14 protein-coding genes are annotated in these 16,321 nt (G+C 71.5%); 12 read left to right on the top strand and 2 right to left on the bottom strand.

Going from position 1 to position 16,321, the window contains the following annotated elements; all coding sequences use genetic code 11:
- Nucleotides 1–329: 329 nt before the first annotated feature.
- Nucleotides 330–926 carry a hypothetical protein gene (locus tag AAG827_RS05055; protein WP_341924749.1) on the bottom strand — a complete coding sequence of 199 codons (597 nt, stop codon included), beginning with the start codon at nucleotides 924–926 and terminating at the stop codon, nucleotides 330–332.
- Nucleotides 927–955: 29 nt separating this feature from the next.
- Between AAG827_RS05055 and AAG827_RS05050 the strand changes: the two genes are divergently transcribed.
- From AAG827_RS05050 to AAG827_RS05025, 6 genes are all read left to right on the top strand, one after another.
- Complete coding sequence (locus tag AAG827_RS05050; RefSeq protein WP_341924748.1) at nucleotides 956–2,212, top strand: acyl-CoA dehydrogenase family protein; 1,257 nt, start codon at nucleotides 956–958, stop codon at nucleotides 2,210–2,212.
- On the top strand, nucleotides 2,209–2,979 hold the full coding sequence (locus AAG827_RS05045) for an SDR family NAD(P)-dependent oxidoreductase (protein WP_341924747.1): 771 nt from the start codon (nucleotides 2,209–2,211) through the stop codon (nucleotides 2,977–2,979). The genes AAG827_RS05050 and AAG827_RS05045 overlap by 4 nt, the downstream gene beginning before the upstream one ends.
- Nucleotides 2,976–4,076 (top strand): phosphotransferase family protein, encoded by a 1,101-nt coding sequence (locus AAG827_RS05040; protein ID WP_341924746.1) that lies wholly within the window; start codon nucleotides 2,976–2,978, stop codon nucleotides 4,074–4,076. Before AAG827_RS05045 ends, AAG827_RS05040 begins: the two co-directional genes overlap by 4 nt.
- 13 nt (nucleotides 4,077–4,089) lie before the next feature.
- Nucleotides 4,090–4,758 carry a histidine phosphatase family protein gene (locus AAG827_RS05035; protein WP_341924745.1) on the top strand — a complete coding sequence of 223 codons (669 nt, stop codon included), beginning with the start codon at nucleotides 4,090–4,092 and terminating at the stop codon, nucleotides 4,756–4,758.
- A gap of 95 nt (nucleotides 4,759–4,853) precedes the next feature.
- Nucleotides 4,854–5,933 carry a VanZ family protein gene (locus AAG827_RS05030; protein WP_341924744.1) on the top strand — a complete coding sequence of 360 codons (1,080 nt, stop codon included), beginning with the start codon at nucleotides 4,854–4,856 and terminating at the stop codon, nucleotides 5,931–5,933.
- Nucleotides 5,930–6,352: a hypothetical protein gene (locus AAG827_RS05025; protein ID WP_341924743.1), complete on the top strand. Its 423-nt coding sequence runs from the start codon at nucleotides 5,930–5,932 to the stop codon at nucleotides 6,350–6,352. The genes AAG827_RS05030 and AAG827_RS05025 overlap by 4 nt, the downstream gene beginning before the upstream one ends.
- Here the strand turns inward: AAG827_RS05025 and AAG827_RS05020 are convergent.
- Entirely contained in the window at nucleotides 6,336–7,094 is a 759-nt protein-coding gene (locus AAG827_RS05020) for an SDR family oxidoreductase (RefSeq protein ID WP_341924741.1), read from the bottom strand. The genes AAG827_RS05025 and AAG827_RS05020 overlap by 17 nt on opposite strands.
- Nucleotides 7,095–7,243: 149 nt before the next feature.
- Here AAG827_RS05020 and AAG827_RS05015 point away from each other — a divergent pair, with 149 nt between their 5' ends.
- The 6 genes from AAG827_RS05015 (at nucleotide 7,244) to AAG827_RS04990 (ending at nucleotide 16,317) form a co-directional block, all read left to right on the top strand.
- Nucleotides 7,244–10,288 carry a S8 family serine peptidase gene (locus AAG827_RS05015; RefSeq protein ID WP_341924740.1) on the top strand — a complete coding sequence of 1,015 codons (3,045 nt, stop codon included), beginning with the start codon at nucleotides 7,244–7,246 and terminating at the stop codon, nucleotides 10,286–10,288.
- Nucleotides 10,289–10,405: 117 nt separating this feature from the next.
- Complete coding sequence (locus AAG827_RS05010) at nucleotides 10,406–11,050, top strand: TetR/AcrR family transcriptional regulator (protein WP_341924739.1); 645 nt, start codon at nucleotides 10,406–10,408, stop codon at nucleotides 11,048–11,050.
- On the top strand, nucleotides 11,047–11,850 hold the full coding sequence (locus AAG827_RS05005; RefSeq protein ID WP_341924738.1) for a TIGR03084 family metal-binding protein: 804 nt from the start codon (nucleotides 11,047–11,049) through the stop codon (nucleotides 11,848–11,850). Before AAG827_RS05010 ends, AAG827_RS05005 begins: the two co-directional genes overlap by 4 nt.
- Nucleotides 11,847–13,574, top strand: coding sequence for an acyclic terpene utilization AtuA family protein (locus tag AAG827_RS05000; protein WP_341924737.1), 1,728 nt, complete (start codon nucleotides 11,847–11,849; stop codon nucleotides 13,572–13,574). Before AAG827_RS05005 ends, AAG827_RS05000 begins: the two co-directional genes overlap by 4 nt.
- A complete protein-coding gene (locus AAG827_RS04995; protein WP_341924736.1) occupies nucleotides 13,574–14,692 on the top strand; it encodes an acyl-CoA dehydrogenase family protein in 1,119 nt (372 codons plus the stop codon). The genes AAG827_RS05000 and AAG827_RS04995 overlap by 1 nt, the downstream gene beginning before the upstream one ends.
- A gap of 17 nt (nucleotides 14,693–14,709) precedes the next feature.
- The gene (locus AAG827_RS04990) at nucleotides 14,710–16,317 is read left to right on the top strand and encodes a carboxyl transferase domain-containing protein (protein WP_341924750.1); all 1,608 of its coding nucleotides are present in this window, start codon (nucleotides 14,710–14,712) and stop codon (nucleotides 16,315–16,317) included.
- Nucleotides 16,318–16,321: the final 4 nt, after the last annotated feature.

Genomic DNA, 16,321 nt, shown 5'->3' with positions numbered 1-16,321 from the left:
CAACGCATCACCGTCATCGGCCACGAGCGACTCATCACCGAGATCGACCTCAAACGCGGGCTGCGATACCAATCAGCCAACCCAAACGGTAGAAAAGTGTCCGCGAAGTCCTGAGACATATGTGTCCGCGATGTCCTGAGACACAACACCGCGCTGGAGCGCTGGCTGGGGCACACGACTGCCCTGCGGGCACCCCCGGGTCGCCGCGCCACGGCTGCAACATTGCGCCGACTCGGCGTACGCGGTGCAACATCGCGCCGACTCGGCGTACGCGGTGCAACATCGCGCCGACTCGGCGTACGCGGTGCAACATTGCGCCGGCTCGGCGATCAGTCGGGGGGCAGGGCCTGCTGGACGCAGTCGAGCTGGGCGGCGCTGAAGGTGGCGACGGCGTCGCCGGAGAGGTCGCCGAGGAGCGACGACTCGGCCACCTCGCGCAGCTGCTCCTCGGTGACGGCGGCGCGCAGGCAGGTCTCGTAGGCGGCGCGGTCGACCTTGCCCTTGGTCGCCGCGACCTGGGCGCGGCCGGACTCCGAGACGAGGTCGGAGCAGGCGAACTGCGCGTCGACCCACAGCTCGGCACCCTCGGGCGTGAGGCCGGTCAGCCCCGTGTCCAGGGTGTAGTCCTCGTTGAGGATGCCGGCCTCCCGGAGGTCGTCCGCGTCGCTGTTGGAGACCAGCAGTCCGGCGAAGCAGCGACCGGCCGAGAGGTTCTCCTCTGTGCGGTCGTCGCTGGTCCAGAGCGACACGAGGTCCTGGCGCACGGACTCCATGTCGAAACGCGGATCGGCCGAGGGTTGTGGCGCCGGGCCGAACTCCTCCGAATCCTGGCTCAGCGTGCTCGGGCCGTCGTCCGTGCACCCACCGAGCGTGACAGCGCCGAGGAGCGCCAACGCGGCGGCGTACGGACGGACTGCAAGCGGCATGTGAGCATCGTCCCATTACTGTGCAGTGCGTGGACTTCTCCCCATCACCGCGCGCCGCCGACCTCACCGCCCGCGTCAAGGACTTCATCGACACCGAGATCGCCCCGGCGGAGGAGGGCTACCACCGCGACCTCGCGGAGGCCCGCCGCACGGGCGACCCGTGGCAGCCGCTGCCGCTGATCGAGGAGCTCAAGACCAAGGCCCGCGAGCGGGGGCTGTGGAACCTCTTCCTGCCCCACGAGCACGCCGGGGAGTACGCCGCCCGCTTCGGCACCGACGGCGGCGAGGGGCTGACCAACGTCGACTACGCCCCCATCGCCGAGCTGACCGGGCGCTCCGCGATCGCGCCGCTGGTGCTCAACTGCAACGCACCCGACACCGGCAACATGGAGGTGCTGCTGCGCTACGGCACCGAGGCGCAGCGGAAGGAGTGGCTCGAGCCGCTCCTCGACGGGCGCATCCGCTCGGCGTTCACGATGACGGAGCCGGACGTGGCGTCCTCCGACGCCACCAACATGGAGGCGACCGCGGTCGTCGACGGTGACGAGGTCGTGATCAACGGCCGCAAGTGGTGGTCGACCGGGGTGGGTCACCCCGACTGCAAGATCTTCGTCTTCATGGGGTTGACCGACCCCGACGCCGACCGGCACCACCGCCACTCGATGGTGCTCGTGCCGCGCGACACCCCCGGGGTGAGGATCGAGCGGCTGCTCAACACGATGGGTGTCTACGACGAGCCGCTCGGCCACGGTGAGGTCTCCTTCACCGACGTGCGCGTGCCGGTCGGCAACATCATCAGCGGCCCCGGTGAGGCGTTCGCGATCGCGCAGGGTCGCCTCGGCCCCGGCCGCGTGCACCACTGCATGCGGTTGATCGGCCTGGCCGAGATGTCCCTCGAGCTGGCCTGCAAGCGCAGCCTGGCGCGCACGGCGTTCGGCAAGCCGCTCGCCAACCTCGGCGGCAACCGCGAGCGCATCGCCGACGCCCGCATCGCCATCAACATGGCCCGGCTGCTCGTGCTCGACGCCGCGTGGAAGCTCGACGTCGGCGGTCCGATCAACGCGCTGTCCGAGGTCTCCCAGATCAAGGTCGCCGTGCCCGCGATGGCCCAGCAGGTCATCGACTTCGCGATGCAGATCCACGGCGGCGGCGGTCTCTCCGACGACTTCCCGCTCTCCGGCGCCTGGACCGCGGCGCGCGCGCTGCGCCTGGCCGACGGTCCCGACGAGGTGCACCGCGGCGTGGTCGCCCGGCTCGAGCTCGGCCGCTACGGAGCCAGCCGATGAGCGCCCCGACCGGCCAGCGGGTCCTGGTCACCGGTGCCGCCTCCGGGCTGGGCGAGGCGCTCGCCGACGCGTTCGAGGCGCGCGGCGACCTGGTGCTGCGCACCGACATGTCGCCCGGCGTGGAGCTCCACCTCGACATCACGAAGGACGAGGACTGGGCCGCCGCCCTGGCCCACGTCGAGGAGACGTGGGGCGGGCTGGACGTGCTCGTCAACAACGCCGGCGTCGCCGGTGGCGGTCGCCTCGACGTCGCCACGATGGACGAGTGGCAGTGGATCACCGAGATCAACCTCTTCGGGGCGGTGCGCGGCACCCGCACGTTCGTCCCGATGTTCAAGCGGCAGGGGTCGGGGCGGATCGTCAACACCGCCTCGCTCGCCGGCCTCGTGCACCCGGCCGGCATGGCGTCCTACAACGCCAGCAAGGCGGCGGTCGTGGCCCTCACGGAGACGACCGGCCACGAGCTGGCGTCGTACGGCGTCACGGCGCACGTGATCTGCCCGTCCTACTTCAAGACCAACCTGATGAGCTCGCTCCAGGGCGCTGACACGGCCCTGGCGGCCGTCATGACCAAGCTGGTCGACAACTCGCAGGTCAGCGCCGCCGACATCGCGAAGGCGGTGCTCGAGGGGCTCGACCGCGGCGACGAGATCATCGTCCCCGACCAGGCCGCCCGCGACGCCTACGGGCTCAAGCAGGGCGACCGCGCGACCTACGACCTGATCATGCGCGACCAGGCCGCCAAGCTGGACAGGGGTGCACGATGACGACGAGCGACGAGGGGGTCTCGACAGGCTCGACCGACGAGAGCCGACCGGTCCGCGACGAGGATGCCTTCGACGTCGAGGCGGTGGCCACCTGGTTGCGCGACAACGCGCTGGCCTTCCGCGACGACCTCGACGGCACGCCCGAGGTGCGTCAGTTCCCCGGCGGCGCGTCCAACCTGACCTACCTGCTGCGTTACCCCGCGCGCGACCTGATCCTGCGCCGGCCGCCGTCGGGCGTGAAGGCCGCGGGCGCGCACGACATGGGTCGCGAGTTCGTCATCCAGCACGCGCTCGCGCCGCTCTTCCCCTACGTCGCCACGATGGTCGGCCACTGCACGGACGAGTCGGTGATCGGCTCGGACTTCTACGTCATGGAGAAGATCGACGGCACGATCCCGCGCCGCGACCTCCCGTGGGAGCTGCCTCCCGAGGAGGTGTCGCGAATGTGCGAGAGCGCCCTCGACGTGCTGATCGCGCTGCACTCCGTCGACGTCTCGCAGTCGGCCGAGCTCGAGGCCTACAGCCGCGGCGACGGCTACGTCGACCGCCAGGTCGGTGGCTGGACCAAGCGCTTCGCCAACGCCCGCACCGACGACACCGGGGACTGGAGCGACATCGTCGCCTGGCTCGAGGAGCACAAGCCCGGCGACGTCGCGCAGACGATGATCCACAACGACTTCCGCTTCGACAACCTGGTCCTCGACGCCGACGACCCGCAGAAGGTCGTGGGGGTCCTCGACTGGGAGATGGCGACCGTCGGCGACCCGCTGATGGACCTCGGCGGCATGCTGTCCTACTGGGTGCAGGCCGACGACGACGAGTTCTTCCTGCTGTTCCGCCGCCAGCCGACCACGGTGCCGGGCATGTGGACCCGCGCCGAGGTCGTCGAGCACTACTGCGAGCGCATGGGCTTCGACATGACGCCCGAGCGGTGGCGCTTCTACGAGGTCTTCGGGCTCTTCCGGCTGGCCGTGATCGCCCAGCAGATCTGGTACCGCTACTTCCACGGCCAGACCACCAACGAGCAGTACGCCGTCTTCGGTCCCGCCGTCGGCTACCTCGAGACCCGCTGCCGCTCGATCATCGCGGCGTCCTGATGGGTCGCTGCTGATGGGTCAGCTGCTCCTCGTCCGGCACGGCCAGGCGTCCTTCGGCGCCGCCGACTACGACGTGCTCTCCGAGACCGGTTGGGCCCAGGGTCGTCTCCTCGGTGCGTTCCTGGCCGAGCGCGGGGTCGTGCCCGACGTGGTCGTCCGGGGCGACATGCGCCGGCACCGCGAGACCGGCGAGGCGATGATCGAGGGCGCCGGCTGGTCGGTCGCGCCGATGCAGGTCGACGCCGGGTGGGACGAGTTCGACCACGTCGGCCTGGTCGCGACCGCCCCGGACCTGCCCGACGAGCCGATGGACCGGCGTACGTTCCAGCAGGTCTTCGAGCGCGCCACCGCCCGCTGGACCGCCGGCGAGCCCGGCGACTACCCCGAGACGTACGCCGCGTTCGCGGCCCGGGTGCGCGGCTCCCTGGCCGCAGCGGCCGAGCAGGCGGGCCCCGGGCGCACCGTGGTCGTCGTGAGCTCGGGCGGCACGATCGCGGTCGTCGCCGCGGCGCTCAGCGACCCCGACGCCGACCCGGCGGGCCTCGCGCGGCTGTGGGCGCGGTTCAACACCGTCATGGTCAACTCGTCGGTCAGCCGCGTCGTCGTCGGCTCGACCGGCGCCAGGCTGCTGAGCTTCAACGAGCACAGCCACGTCTCCGGGGACACGCTGACCTACCGCTAGGCCGCAGACACCTCGCCGGGTCTCGACGCCGCCTCGCCCAGAGGCTCGGCGGGCTCGACCAACGAGCGGGGCGAGGTCAGGGGTAGGTTGCCGCCGTGTCCGACCAGGCGAGCAACGCGCTCCTCGCGATCGCGCTGGGGACCGTGGTCGCGATCGTGCTGCTGGTGCCGGTCGCGGCCTACCAGTACCGCCTCGACGGGCGGCTCCAGCCGAGCGACCTGGCGATCCTGCTGTCCGGCGCGGTCTACGGGCTGGCGCTGTGGACCTACACGCTGCTGCCGGTCCCGCCCGAGGGGACCTACCGGTGCAAGGGTCGCCAGCTCGACCCGCTCGGCTCGATCGGCACCATCGACCTCGGACCGCCGGGGGCGCTGCTGCGCGACCCGGCGTTCCTCCAGGTCGCGCTCAACGTGCTGCTCTTCGTGCCGCTGGGCTACTACGTGCGTCAGATCCTCAAGCGCGGCGTGGTCGTGGCGACCCTGCTCGGTCTCGGCACGTCGCTGCTCATCGAGGTGACCCAGCTGACCGGGGTGTGGAGCGTCTACGACTGCGCCTACCGGCTCTTCGACGTCGACGACCTGATCGTCAACACCTTGGGGGCGCTGGGCGGGTCGCTCCTCTCCGCCGTCGTCGTACGACGCAGGGTCGCCGCGGTCCCGCTGCCGACCAGCATCACCTGGGGTCGCCGGCTCGTGGGGATGCTCAGCGACGTGCTCTTCCTCGTGCTGGCGGGAGCCGCGGCGGCGCTGGCCTACCGCGCCTGGTGCCTCTACGGCCCCGGCACCTTCGACGCCGACGTCCAGGCGCTGCTCCAGGTCGGGGTGCCCGGGGCGGTGGAGGCGCTGAGCGTGCTGCTGGTCGGTCGCACGGTCGGCGAGCACGTGATCTCGGTGCGCGCCGTCGCGCGGCGGCCGCGGCTCGTCGTCCTCTCGAGGCTGGTCAAGCTCGCGACCGGCGTCGGCCCGCTCCTCCTGCTGACCCAGCTCGGCCCGACGGTCGCGGCGACCGCCCTGCCGGCGTATGCGGTCCTCACGATCGTCGCCTCCTGGCGCAGCGAGGGCCACCGCGGCCTGAGCCACCAGCTGGCCGGCATGGACCTGGTGATCGCGCGCGAGGAGGCGTTCGGCGCTGCCGATGACGGCCGCGACCAGCAGCAGGGGAGAGTGGAGCCATGAGACTCGTCGCCCGTCTGCTGCTCGCCCTCGCGCTGCTCGTCGCCGGGGTGGGTCACCTGGTCAATGTCGACGAGTTCCTCGGCCAGGTGCCGACGTTCCTCCCGCTGCGCGAGGAGATCGTGGTCGTCTCCGGCTTCATGGAGATCGCCCTCGCCGCGGCGCTGGTGCTGACCCGCGGTCAGCGGCTCGCGCTGGTCGGGGCCGTCGTCGCGGCGTTCTTCGTCGCGGTCTTCCCCGGCAACATCTGGCAGGCCGTCAACGGCTCGACGTCTTTCGGCCTCGACACCGCGACCGGCCGCATCGTCCGGCTCTTCTTCCAGCCGCTGCTGGTCGTGTGGGCGCTGTGGTGCACGGGCGCCTGGGCGGCCTGGCGCTCCCGTCGGGAGCCCGGGGGAGACAGGGCTACATCAGCCGCTTGAGCACCCCGAGCGGGGCGTGCTTCATCACCACCGACAGCGGCGCCCACGGCAGCGCCGGCACGCACGCGTCGGCGACCTCCTTCTCGATCGCCGACACCATGGAGGCCACGCCCGTCTCGGTCGAGACCATGAACGACGCCTTGTCCTGGACTGCCTCGTTCATCTCCGAGGCGATGTAGCCGGGGTAGAGCACGGTGATCTTCACGGTCTTCCCGAGCGGCTTGCCGTAGAGCTCGTTGCGCAGCCCCTCCGCCAGGTAGGCGGCGCCGATCTTGGTGGCGGCGTAGGTCGTCATCGCCTTGGGCATCCCACGCATCGCCGACATCGACGAGACCATCACCAGGTGGCCGGCCTGCTGGTCACGGAAGATCTCCATCGCCGCCTCGGTCTGGGCCAGCGCGGCGACGAAGTTGGTCATCGCCGTCTCGCGGTTGGCGTCGAAGCGACCGGTGCCGAGCGGGGCGCCCTTGCCCAGCCCGGCGTTGACGACGATCCGGTCCAGGGTGCCGAAGTCGGCGCGGAACGCCCGGAACACCTCGAACACCTGGTCGTCGTCGGTGACGTCGAGGGCCCGCAGCTCGACACGGCGCTCGGGGTGGGCGGCGAGGATCTCGGCCTTCAGCTCGTCGAGCCGGTCCGTGCGACGGGCGCACAGCGCGAGGTCGTTGCCGCGGGCAGCGAGCTGGCGGGCCATCTCGGCCCCGAGACCGGACGAGGCGCCGGTGATGAGGATCGTCGTCATGCGGCGATTCTGGCCCACGGCGACGATCCCGTGACCACCGACTCTTGACGGATGCCCCCTGGTGCATTTGTCTGAGGCCAGCGCGTGCTCATCCCCGGACCGCCGGGGACTCGGTGGCACGGCTGTCACGGATCGAGGTCCTCATGTCAGTGTCACGTCCTCGCGGATCGACCAGGAGCCGGCTCGCCGTCGCCTCGGTCGGCGCGCTCACCGCGGGCCTCTTGGCCGCGCTGCCCCCCTCCGGCGCCCAGGGCGCGCCATTCGTCGCGGCGGTCGCTCCCGCCGCGTCGGCCCCGGCCGCAGCCGTCCGCGGTGGAGCCGAGCGGTTCACCGACGGTCGCTACATCGTGCTGCTGCGCGAGGCCGCCGCCACCGGCTACACCGGTGGCAGGAGCGGCTACGCCGCCACCAAGTCGACGGGGGGCCAGTTCCGCGCGGACACCCCGGCCGTGGCGCGCTACACCGACCACCTGCGCACCTCGCAGGAGCGGGTCGCCGGCTCCGTGGGCGCGAGCGTCGACACGAGCTACACGATGGCGAGCAACGGCTTCGCCGCGACACTCACCGCCGCGCAGGCGCTCGAGCTCGCCACCGACCGCCGCGTGCTGCTGGTCGAGAAGGCCGGCATCCGCAAGGTCACCACGTGGAGCACCCCCGACTTCCTCGGCATGACGGGCAAGAACGGCGCCTGGGCCGCCAAGGGCGGCCGCACCCAGGCCGGCAGCGGCGTCGTCGTCGGCGTGCTCGACACCGGCATCTGGCCCGAGTCGAAGTCCTTCTCCGGATCGCCGCTCTCGACGAAGCCCAAGACCCCGTGGGACATCTCCATGGAGGGCGGGCTGACCCGCATGGAGAAGGCCGACGGCACCCTCTTCAGGGGCGAGTGCGAGACCGGCCAGTCCTTCACCCTCGCCGACTGCAACACCAAGGTCATCAGCGCCCGCGTCTTCGGTGACGCCTACCTCGCCGCCACGCCCGAGGACCAGCTCTCCGAGCACGAGTTCATCTCACCGCGTGACGGCGGCGGCCACGGCAGCCACACCGCCAGCACGGCCGCCGGCAACCTCGTCAAGAACGTCTCCACCGCAGGTCTGAAGTTCGGCACCATCTCGGGCATGGCCCCCGGCGCCAAGATCGCGGTCTACAAGGTCTGCTGGGAGGCCGGCGACCCCGACCTGAGCGGCTGCTTCACCGAGGACATGGTCGCGGCCGTGGACCAGCTCGTCGTCGACGGCGTCGACGTCGTCAACTTCTCCATCGGCGGCGGCCCCTCGCCGTCGCTCGACGCCACGGAGCTGGCCTTCGAGGGTGCGGCCGAGGCCGGCATCTTCGTCGCGGCCTCCGCGGGCAACAGCGGCCCCGACAACACCACGCTCGACCACCCGTCGCCGTGGCTGACGACGGTCGCCGCCGGCACGCACACCACCAAGTTCGAGAACACGATCGTGCTGGCCAACGGCAAGAAGGTCATGGGCGCCTCCAGCTCCCAGACCCCGGTCTCCGAGCGTCGCATCGTGCTGGGCTCCGACGCGGTGGTCGAGGGCGGCGACGCCGACGACGCCGCACTCTGCGGGCCCGACACGCTCGACCCCGCCAAGGTCACGGGCAAGATCGTCTACTGCTACCGCGGTGTCTACGACCGGGTCGCCAAGGGCGCCGAGGTCAAGCGGGCCGGGGGTGCGGCGCTGATCATGGCCAACCCCTCGCCCAACAGCCTCAACGCCGACATCCAGGTCGTGCCGACCATCCACATCACCGACACTGCCGGCGCGATCGTCGAGAAGTACGTCGCCGCGCAGGGCGTCGCCGCCAAGGCGTCGTTCAAGCTCGGCAACCTCACCAACGCCAAGACACCGTTGCCACAGGTGGCGGGCTTCTCCTCGCGCGGTCCGGTGCTGGTCTCCGAGGGTGACCTGCTCAAGCCCGACATCATCGCTCCCGGCGTCGACGTCCTCGCCGCCGTGGCGCCGCCGTCCAACCAGGGCAGGAGCTACGACCTCTACTCCGGCACCTCGATGTCGTCCCCGCACATCGCCGGCCTCGCCGCCTTCATCCAGGGCGAGCGACCGAAGTGGACGCCCATGACGATCAAGTCGGCGATGATGACGACCGCCACCTCGATCCGCAACGAGAAGGGTGGGCTCCTGCGCGACGCCTTCGCCCAGGGCGCCGGCCAGGTGAAGCCGAAGGCGTTCTTCGACCCGGGTCTCTTCATCACCTCCGACGCCACCCAGTGGCGCGGCTGGCTGGCCGACATCGGCTACAACACCGGCGTGCCGGCGCTGGACGCCAAGAGCATCAACCTGCCGTCGATCGCCGACGGCTCGATGACCGGCCCGACGACGTTCCCCCGGTCCTTCCGGGCGAGCATGAAGGGCACCTGGAAGATCAGCGCGGACCTCAAGGGCTTCACCGTGAAGCCGAGCCGGCCCAACGTGACCTCCAAGCGGGCCAACGACATCGTCGACGTCGACTTCACGATCAGCCGGACCACGGCGCCGCTGGGGGAGTACACCAGCGGCTTCATCACCCTGTCCGGTCCCACGCGGGTCCGCATCCCGGTGGCCGTCAAGCCGTTGTCGGTGCAGGCGCCGGCGCTCGTGACCGGCACGGGTGCGACCGGGACCAGCGACGTGGAGATCATCCCGGGCTTCACCGGTGAGCTCGACGTCACGACGTCCGGGCTGGCGAAGGGGGAGACCACCGTGGACACGGTGGACGTCAACGCCGACTACTTCTCCTGCATCACCGTGCCCGACGGCTCGGCGCTGACGCAGGTCGACCTCGACTCCGCGGACGACAGTGCCGACCTGGACCTCTACCTCCTGGCGGCCGACTCGTGCGACCCGGCCACGGCCTTCGCCGTGGCCGCCCAGTCGGCGACCGGCGCGGCGGACGAGTCCATCACGGCCCCCGGCCTCCCGGCCGGGACCTACATCGTCGACATCTTCGGCTTCGCCCCCGGCGCCGACGGTGCACCGATGGGCTTCACGCTCGACACCTACTCGGTGGAGCCGGGAGCCGGCCTCGGGGCCTTCACCGCGACGCCCGACCCGGTGCCGGTCGTGACCGACACCCCGACGAGCTTCGCGGTGTCGTGGACGGGTCTGGACCCGGACGCGCACTACCTCGGGCTCGTGGAGTACGAGGGCACCAGTGACGTCACGCTGGTGAAGGTGGACTCGGGCGGCTGAGCCGCAACGCGTCGTGACGGGGCCCGGGGTCCGCAACGGACCCCGGGCACCGGTGCGTCGTCCCACAATAAAAAGTCAGGCTTGACTGTTTGTAGGTGACAGGGCCATGCTGCCCGGGTGACCAGCACCGCGAGCGCCCGCGTCCCGCAGGAGGAGCGCACCCGCCTGATGCGTGCGCGCCTCCTCGACGCGACCGTCGAGTGCCTGGTCGAGCGCGGCTTCAGCGGCACGTCGACCACGTTGGTCTCCGAGCGGGCCGGGGTCAGCCGAGGGGCGCAGCTGCACCACTTCCCGACCAAGAACGACCTGGTGGTCGCCGCGGTCGAGCACCTCACCCACGTGCGGGGTGCCGAGCTCGCGGCCGCGGCCCAGCGCCTGCCGCGAGGGGACCGACGTACGCGTGCGGTGCTGGGGATGCTGGGCGACCACTTCACCTCCCCGGTCTTCACCGCGGCGCTCGAGCTGTGGGTCGCGGCCCGCACGGACCCCGCGCTGCTCGCCGCCGTGGCCCCGCTGGAGCAGCGCGTCGGACGCGAGGTGCACCGCCTGACCGTCGAGCTGCTCGGCGCCGACGAGTCACGGCCCGGCACCCGCGAGCTCATCCAGGCCACCCTCGACCTCGTGCGCGGCCTCGGTCTCGCCGACACCATCACCGACGACGCTCGGCGCCGCGACCGGATCCTCGACCAGTGGGCGCGCACCCTCGACGCTGCGCTCGACACGGCACCCGCTCCCGACCCCTCCTCGAAGGAGACCGCATGACCACCCTGCTCGAGGACCTCCTCGCCGACCTCCGCGCGGAGGGCGACCCGCTCTTCGCCGTCGTGTCCGGCCTCGACGAGGCCGGCTGGGCCACCCCCACCCCGGCTGCCGGCTGGACGGTCGCGACCCAGGTCGCCCACCTGCTGTGGACCGACGAGACAGCGGCGGCCGCTGCCCGCTCGCTCGACGGTGAGCGAGGCAAGGCGGCCTGGGACGAGATCGTCCTCCAGGCGATGGCGGACCCGTCGGGCTTCGTCGACACCGGCGCCCACGAGGCCGCGCGGCTCACGCCGACCGCCCTGCTCGCCCGGTGGGGCGCCGCCCGCGACGACCTCGCCGCAGCCCTGCGCGACGTGCCCGCCGGGCAGAAGATGCCGTGGTTCGGCCCGCCGATGTCGCCCGCGTCGATGGTGACGGCGCGCTTCATGGAGACGTGGGCGCACGCCCTCGACGTCTTCGAGGCGCTGGGCGCCGTGCCCGAGCCGACCGACCGCATCAAGCACGTCGCCCACCTCGGAGTCCGGACCCGTGACTTCGCCTACTCCGTCCACGGCCTCACGCCCCCGGCCGAGGAGTTCCGGATCGAGCTCACGGCCCCGTCGGGAGCGGTCTGGGCCTGGGGGCCCGAGGACGCCGCGCAGACGGTGAGCGGACCGGGGTACGACTTCTGCCTGCTGGTCACCCAGCGCGTCCACCGCGACGACACGGCGCTGGCGACCACCGGCGACGACGCCGCCCACTGGTTGACGATCGCCCAGGCCTTCGCGGGTCCGGCCGGCGAGGGGCGGGCTCCCCGATGACCGACGTGCTGCGCATCGGCAACTGCTCCGGCTTCTACGGCGACCGCCTGACCGCGATGCGGGAGATGCTCGAGGGTGGCGCTGACGGGCACGGCCTGGACGTCCTCACCGGGGACTACCTGGCCGAGCTGACCATGCTGATCCTCGGCAAGGACACGATGAAGGACCCGGCGCTGGGCTATGCGCGGACCTTCGTGCGCCAGGTCGAGGACTGCCTCGGTCTTGCCCTGGAGCGCGGCGTCACGATCGTCAGCAACGCCGGCGGCCTCAACCCCGCCGGGCTCGCCGACAAGCTGCGCGAGGTCGCCCGGGGCCTCGGCCTCGACCCGGCCATCGCCCACGTCGAGGGCGACGACCTGCGCCACCTCTCCGGAGAGCTGGGGGTCGAGGGTGCGCTGACCGCCAACGCCTACCTCGGCGGCTTCGGGATCGCCCGGGCGCTCGACCAGGGCGCCGACATCGTCGTCACCGGTCGCGTCACCGACGCCTCGCTGGTCGTCGGCCCCGCGATCAGCCGCTTCGGCTGGACGCCGACGTCCCACGACGAGCTCGCGGGCGCCGTCGTCGTCGGGCACGTCCTCGAGTGCGGCACGCAGGCGACGGGTGGCAACTTCTCCGGCTTCCGCACGCTGCCCCACGACGGCCGTCCGCTCGGCTTCCCGCTCGCCGAGCTCGCCGCCGACGGCTCCAGCGTCATCACCAAGCACGACGGCACCGGCGGTGCGGTCACGGTCGACACCGTCACCGCCCAGCTGGTCTACGAGATCCAGACCGCGCGCTACCTCAATCCCGACGTCACGACGCACCTCGACTCGATCCAGCTCGCGCAGGTCGGTCCCGACCGGGTGGCGATCAGCGGCGTGAAGGGCGAGGCGCCACCCGAGCGGCTCAAGGTCTGCGTCAACACCCTCGGTGGCTTCCGCAACTCGATGGAGTTCGTGCTGACCGGCCTCGACATCGACGCCAAGGCCGACTGGCTGCGGATGCAGCTCGAGCCGACGCTGACGGCCGCCACCGTGGCCTGGACCCGCACGGCCCTGCCCGGTGCCGACGCCGACACCGAGGAGGGCGCCTCGTGCCTGCTGCGGTGCACGGTCATGGACCCCGAGTCGGGGCCGGTCGCCAAGGCGTTCACCGGCCCGGCCGTCGAGCTCGCGCTGGCGTCCTACCCCGGCTTCACGATGACCAGCCCGCCCGGCCCGCCCTCGCCCTACGGCGTCTACCGCCCGGTCTACGTCGACCGCGACCGCGTCACCCACACCGTCGTGCACGCCGACGGCTCGCGCGAGGTCGTCCCCGACCCGGTGCAGCTCGGCTCGGCCGAGGACCTGTCCGGCCAGCGGCCCTCGCCCTACCCCGCTCCGGCCGACTCGCTGACCCGGCGGATGCCGCTCGGGACCTTCGTCCACGCCCGCTCCGGCGACAAGGGCGGTGACGCCAACCTCGGTCTGTGGGTGGCCCACGACGGCTCGGAGCTCTACGACGCGCGCGTGACCTGGCTGGCCAAGATGATGAGCCCGCGCAAGGTGCGCGAGCTGATCCCCGAGGCGCGCGACCTCGAGGTCGAGGTCTACGTGCTGCCCAACCTGGGCGCCGTCAACATCCTCGTCCGGGGTCTCCTCGGCGAGGGCGTCGCGGCCTCGACCCGGTTCGACCCGCAGGCCAAGGGCCTGGGGGAGTGGATGCGCTCGCGCATCGTTCACATGCAGGAGGACTTGCTCTGATGGACGTCACCCAGCTCGGCGCGGAGTTCGTGCGCCGCGAGGTCGCCCCCCACCTCCAGGAGTGGGAGGACGCCGGGATCTTCCCCCGCGAGCTCTACCTCGCGGCCGCCAAGCAGGGCCTGCTCGGCATGGCCTTCCCCGAGGAGGTCGGTGGCTCCGGCGCCACGATGCTGGAGTCGCTCGAGATGCAGGAGGGGATGTTCGCCGCCGGCGCGTCCAGCGGCCTGATGGCGGGTCTCTTCACCAGCGGCATCGCCCTGCCCCACATCGCCGCCTCGGGCAACGCCGACCTGATCGACCGCTTCGTGCGCCCCACGCTGGCCGGCGAGCTGATCGGGTCGCTGGCCGTGACCGAGCCCGGCGGCGGCTCCGACGTGGCCGGCATCCGCACGACCGCCGTGCGCGACGGCGAGCACTACGTCGTCAACGGTGCCAAGACCTTCATCACCAGCGGGACCCGAGCCGATTTCGTGACCACCGCGGTGCGCACCGGCGGACCCGGGCACGCCGGCATCAGCCTGCTCGTCGTCGAGCGAGGCACACCGGGCTTCACCGTGGACCGCTCGCTGCGCAAGATGGGCTGGCACTGCTCCGACACCGCCGAGCTGTCCTACGTCGACGTGCGGGTCCCGGTGGCCAACCTGGTGGGCGCGGAGGACTCGGGTTTCTACCAGATCGCCGAGCAGTTCGTCGTCGAGCGCGTCGGCCTCGCCGTCCACGCCTACGGCATCGCCGGTCGCGCGCTCGAGCTCACCGCGGCCTACTGCCGCGACCGCGAGACCTTCGGCAAGCCGCTCATCAGCAACCAGGTGGTGCGCCACAAGCTCGTCGAGATGCGCCGCCAGGTGGAGATCTCCCGGGTCTACACCCACGACGTCGCGCGTCGGCACGCCGCGGGGGAGAACGTGATCGCCGAGGCCTGCCTGGCCAAGCAGACCGCGTGCGACGCGGTGACATACGTCTGCGACCAGGCGGTGCAGCTCCACGGCGGCGCCGGCTACATGCACGGCACCGAGGTCGAGCGGCACTACCGCGACGCCCGCATCCTGCCGATCGGCGGCGGCGCCACCGAGGTGCTCACCGACCTCGCGGCCAAGCTGATGGGCTACGCGTCGTGAGCGCCAACCGCGAGGCGATGCTCGAGAAGATCGCGTCGCTGGACGCCGAGCACGCCAAGGCCGTCGAGGGCGGCGGCGAGCGCAGCGTCACGCGCCACCACGCCCGCGGCAAGCTGATGCCGCGCGAGCGCATCGAGCTGCTCGTCGACGAGGGCTCGGCCTTCCTCGAGCTGAGCCCGCTCGCGGGCTGGGGGTCCGACTTCACCGTCGGCGCCAGCGTCGTGACCGGCATCGGCGTCGTCGAGGGCGTCGAGTGCATGATCACCGCCAACGACCCGTCGGTGAAGGGCGGCGCCAGCAACCCCTGGACGGTCAAGAAGATCTTCCGGGCCTCCCAGATCGCCCAGGAGAACGGTCTCCCGACCATCTCGCTGGTCGAGTCGGGCGGCGCCGACCTGCCCACGCAGAAGGAGATCTTCATCCCGGGCGGCAAGCTCTTCCGCGACATCACCCGCGCCAGCGCCCGCAAGGAGCCCACGATCGCGCTGGTCTTCGGCAACTCCACCGCCGGTGGCGCCTACGTGCCCGGCATGAGCGACTACACCGTCATGGTCAAGCAGCAGGCCAAGGTCTTCCTCGGCGGCCCGCCCCTGGTCAAGATGGCCACCGGTGAGGAGTCCGACGACGAGTCGCTCGGCGGTGCCGAGATGCACGCGCGGACCTCCGGGCTCGCGGACTACCTCGCCGAGGACGAGCGCGACGCGATCCGCATCGGACGGCGGATCATCGCGCGGCTCAACTGGCGCAAGGCCAGGGTCTCGACAAGCTCGACCGACGGAGGGGGCTCGACCGACGGAGGGGGCTCGACCGACGGAGGGGGCACGTCGTACGCCGAACCCGTCGCCGACCCCGAGGGCCTGCTGGACCTGATCCCCGGCGACCTCAAGGAGCCCTTCGACCCGCGCGACGTGATCGCGCACCTCTGCGACGGGGTGAGCGAGACCAACGGCCAGGTCTTCGACGAGTTCAAGCCGCTCTACGGCACCTCGCTGGTCACCGGGTGGGCCCGGCTGCACGGCCGTCCGATCGGCATCCTCGCCAACGCGCAGGGCGTGCTCTTCAGCGAGGAGGCGCAGAAGGCGACCCAGTTCGTCCAGCTCGCCAACCAGACCGACACGCCCCTGCTGTTCCTGCACAACACCACCGGCTACATGGTCGGCAAGGACTACGAGCAGGGCGGCATCATCAAGCACGGCGCGATGATGATCAACGCCATCAGCAACTCCACCGTGCCGCACCTGACGGTGGTCATGGGGGCGTCCTACGGCGCCGGCAACTACGGCATGAACGGTCGCGCCTTCGACCCGCGCTTCCTCTTCACCTGGCCGTCGGCCAAGTCGGCCGTCATGGGTCCGGCCCAGCTCGCCGGGGTCCTCTCCATCGTCGCGCGGGCCGCGGCCGAGGGACGCGGCAAGGACTACGACGAGGAGGCCGACGCGGGCATGCGGGCCTTCATCGAGGCCAGCGTCGAGGAGCAGTCCCTGCCGCACTTCCTGTCCGGGATGCTCTACGACGACGGGGTCATCGATCCCCGCGACACCCGCACCGTCCTGGGCATCTGCCTGTCCGTCATCGACACCTCGACGTTCAGCGGCACCGACCGCTTCGGCGTCTTCAGGATGTGAGCCC

It is taken from the genome of Nocardioides psychrotolerans, from assembly GCF_943371775.1.
In the GTDB taxonomy this organism is placed as follows: domain Bacteria; phylum Actinomycetota; class Actinomycetes; order Propionibacteriales; family Nocardioidaceae; genus Nocardioides; species Nocardioides psychrotolerans_A.
The sequence above is the reverse complement of the archived record's forward strand: the minus strand, read 5'-3'. Positions and strand labels throughout refer to the sequence as shown.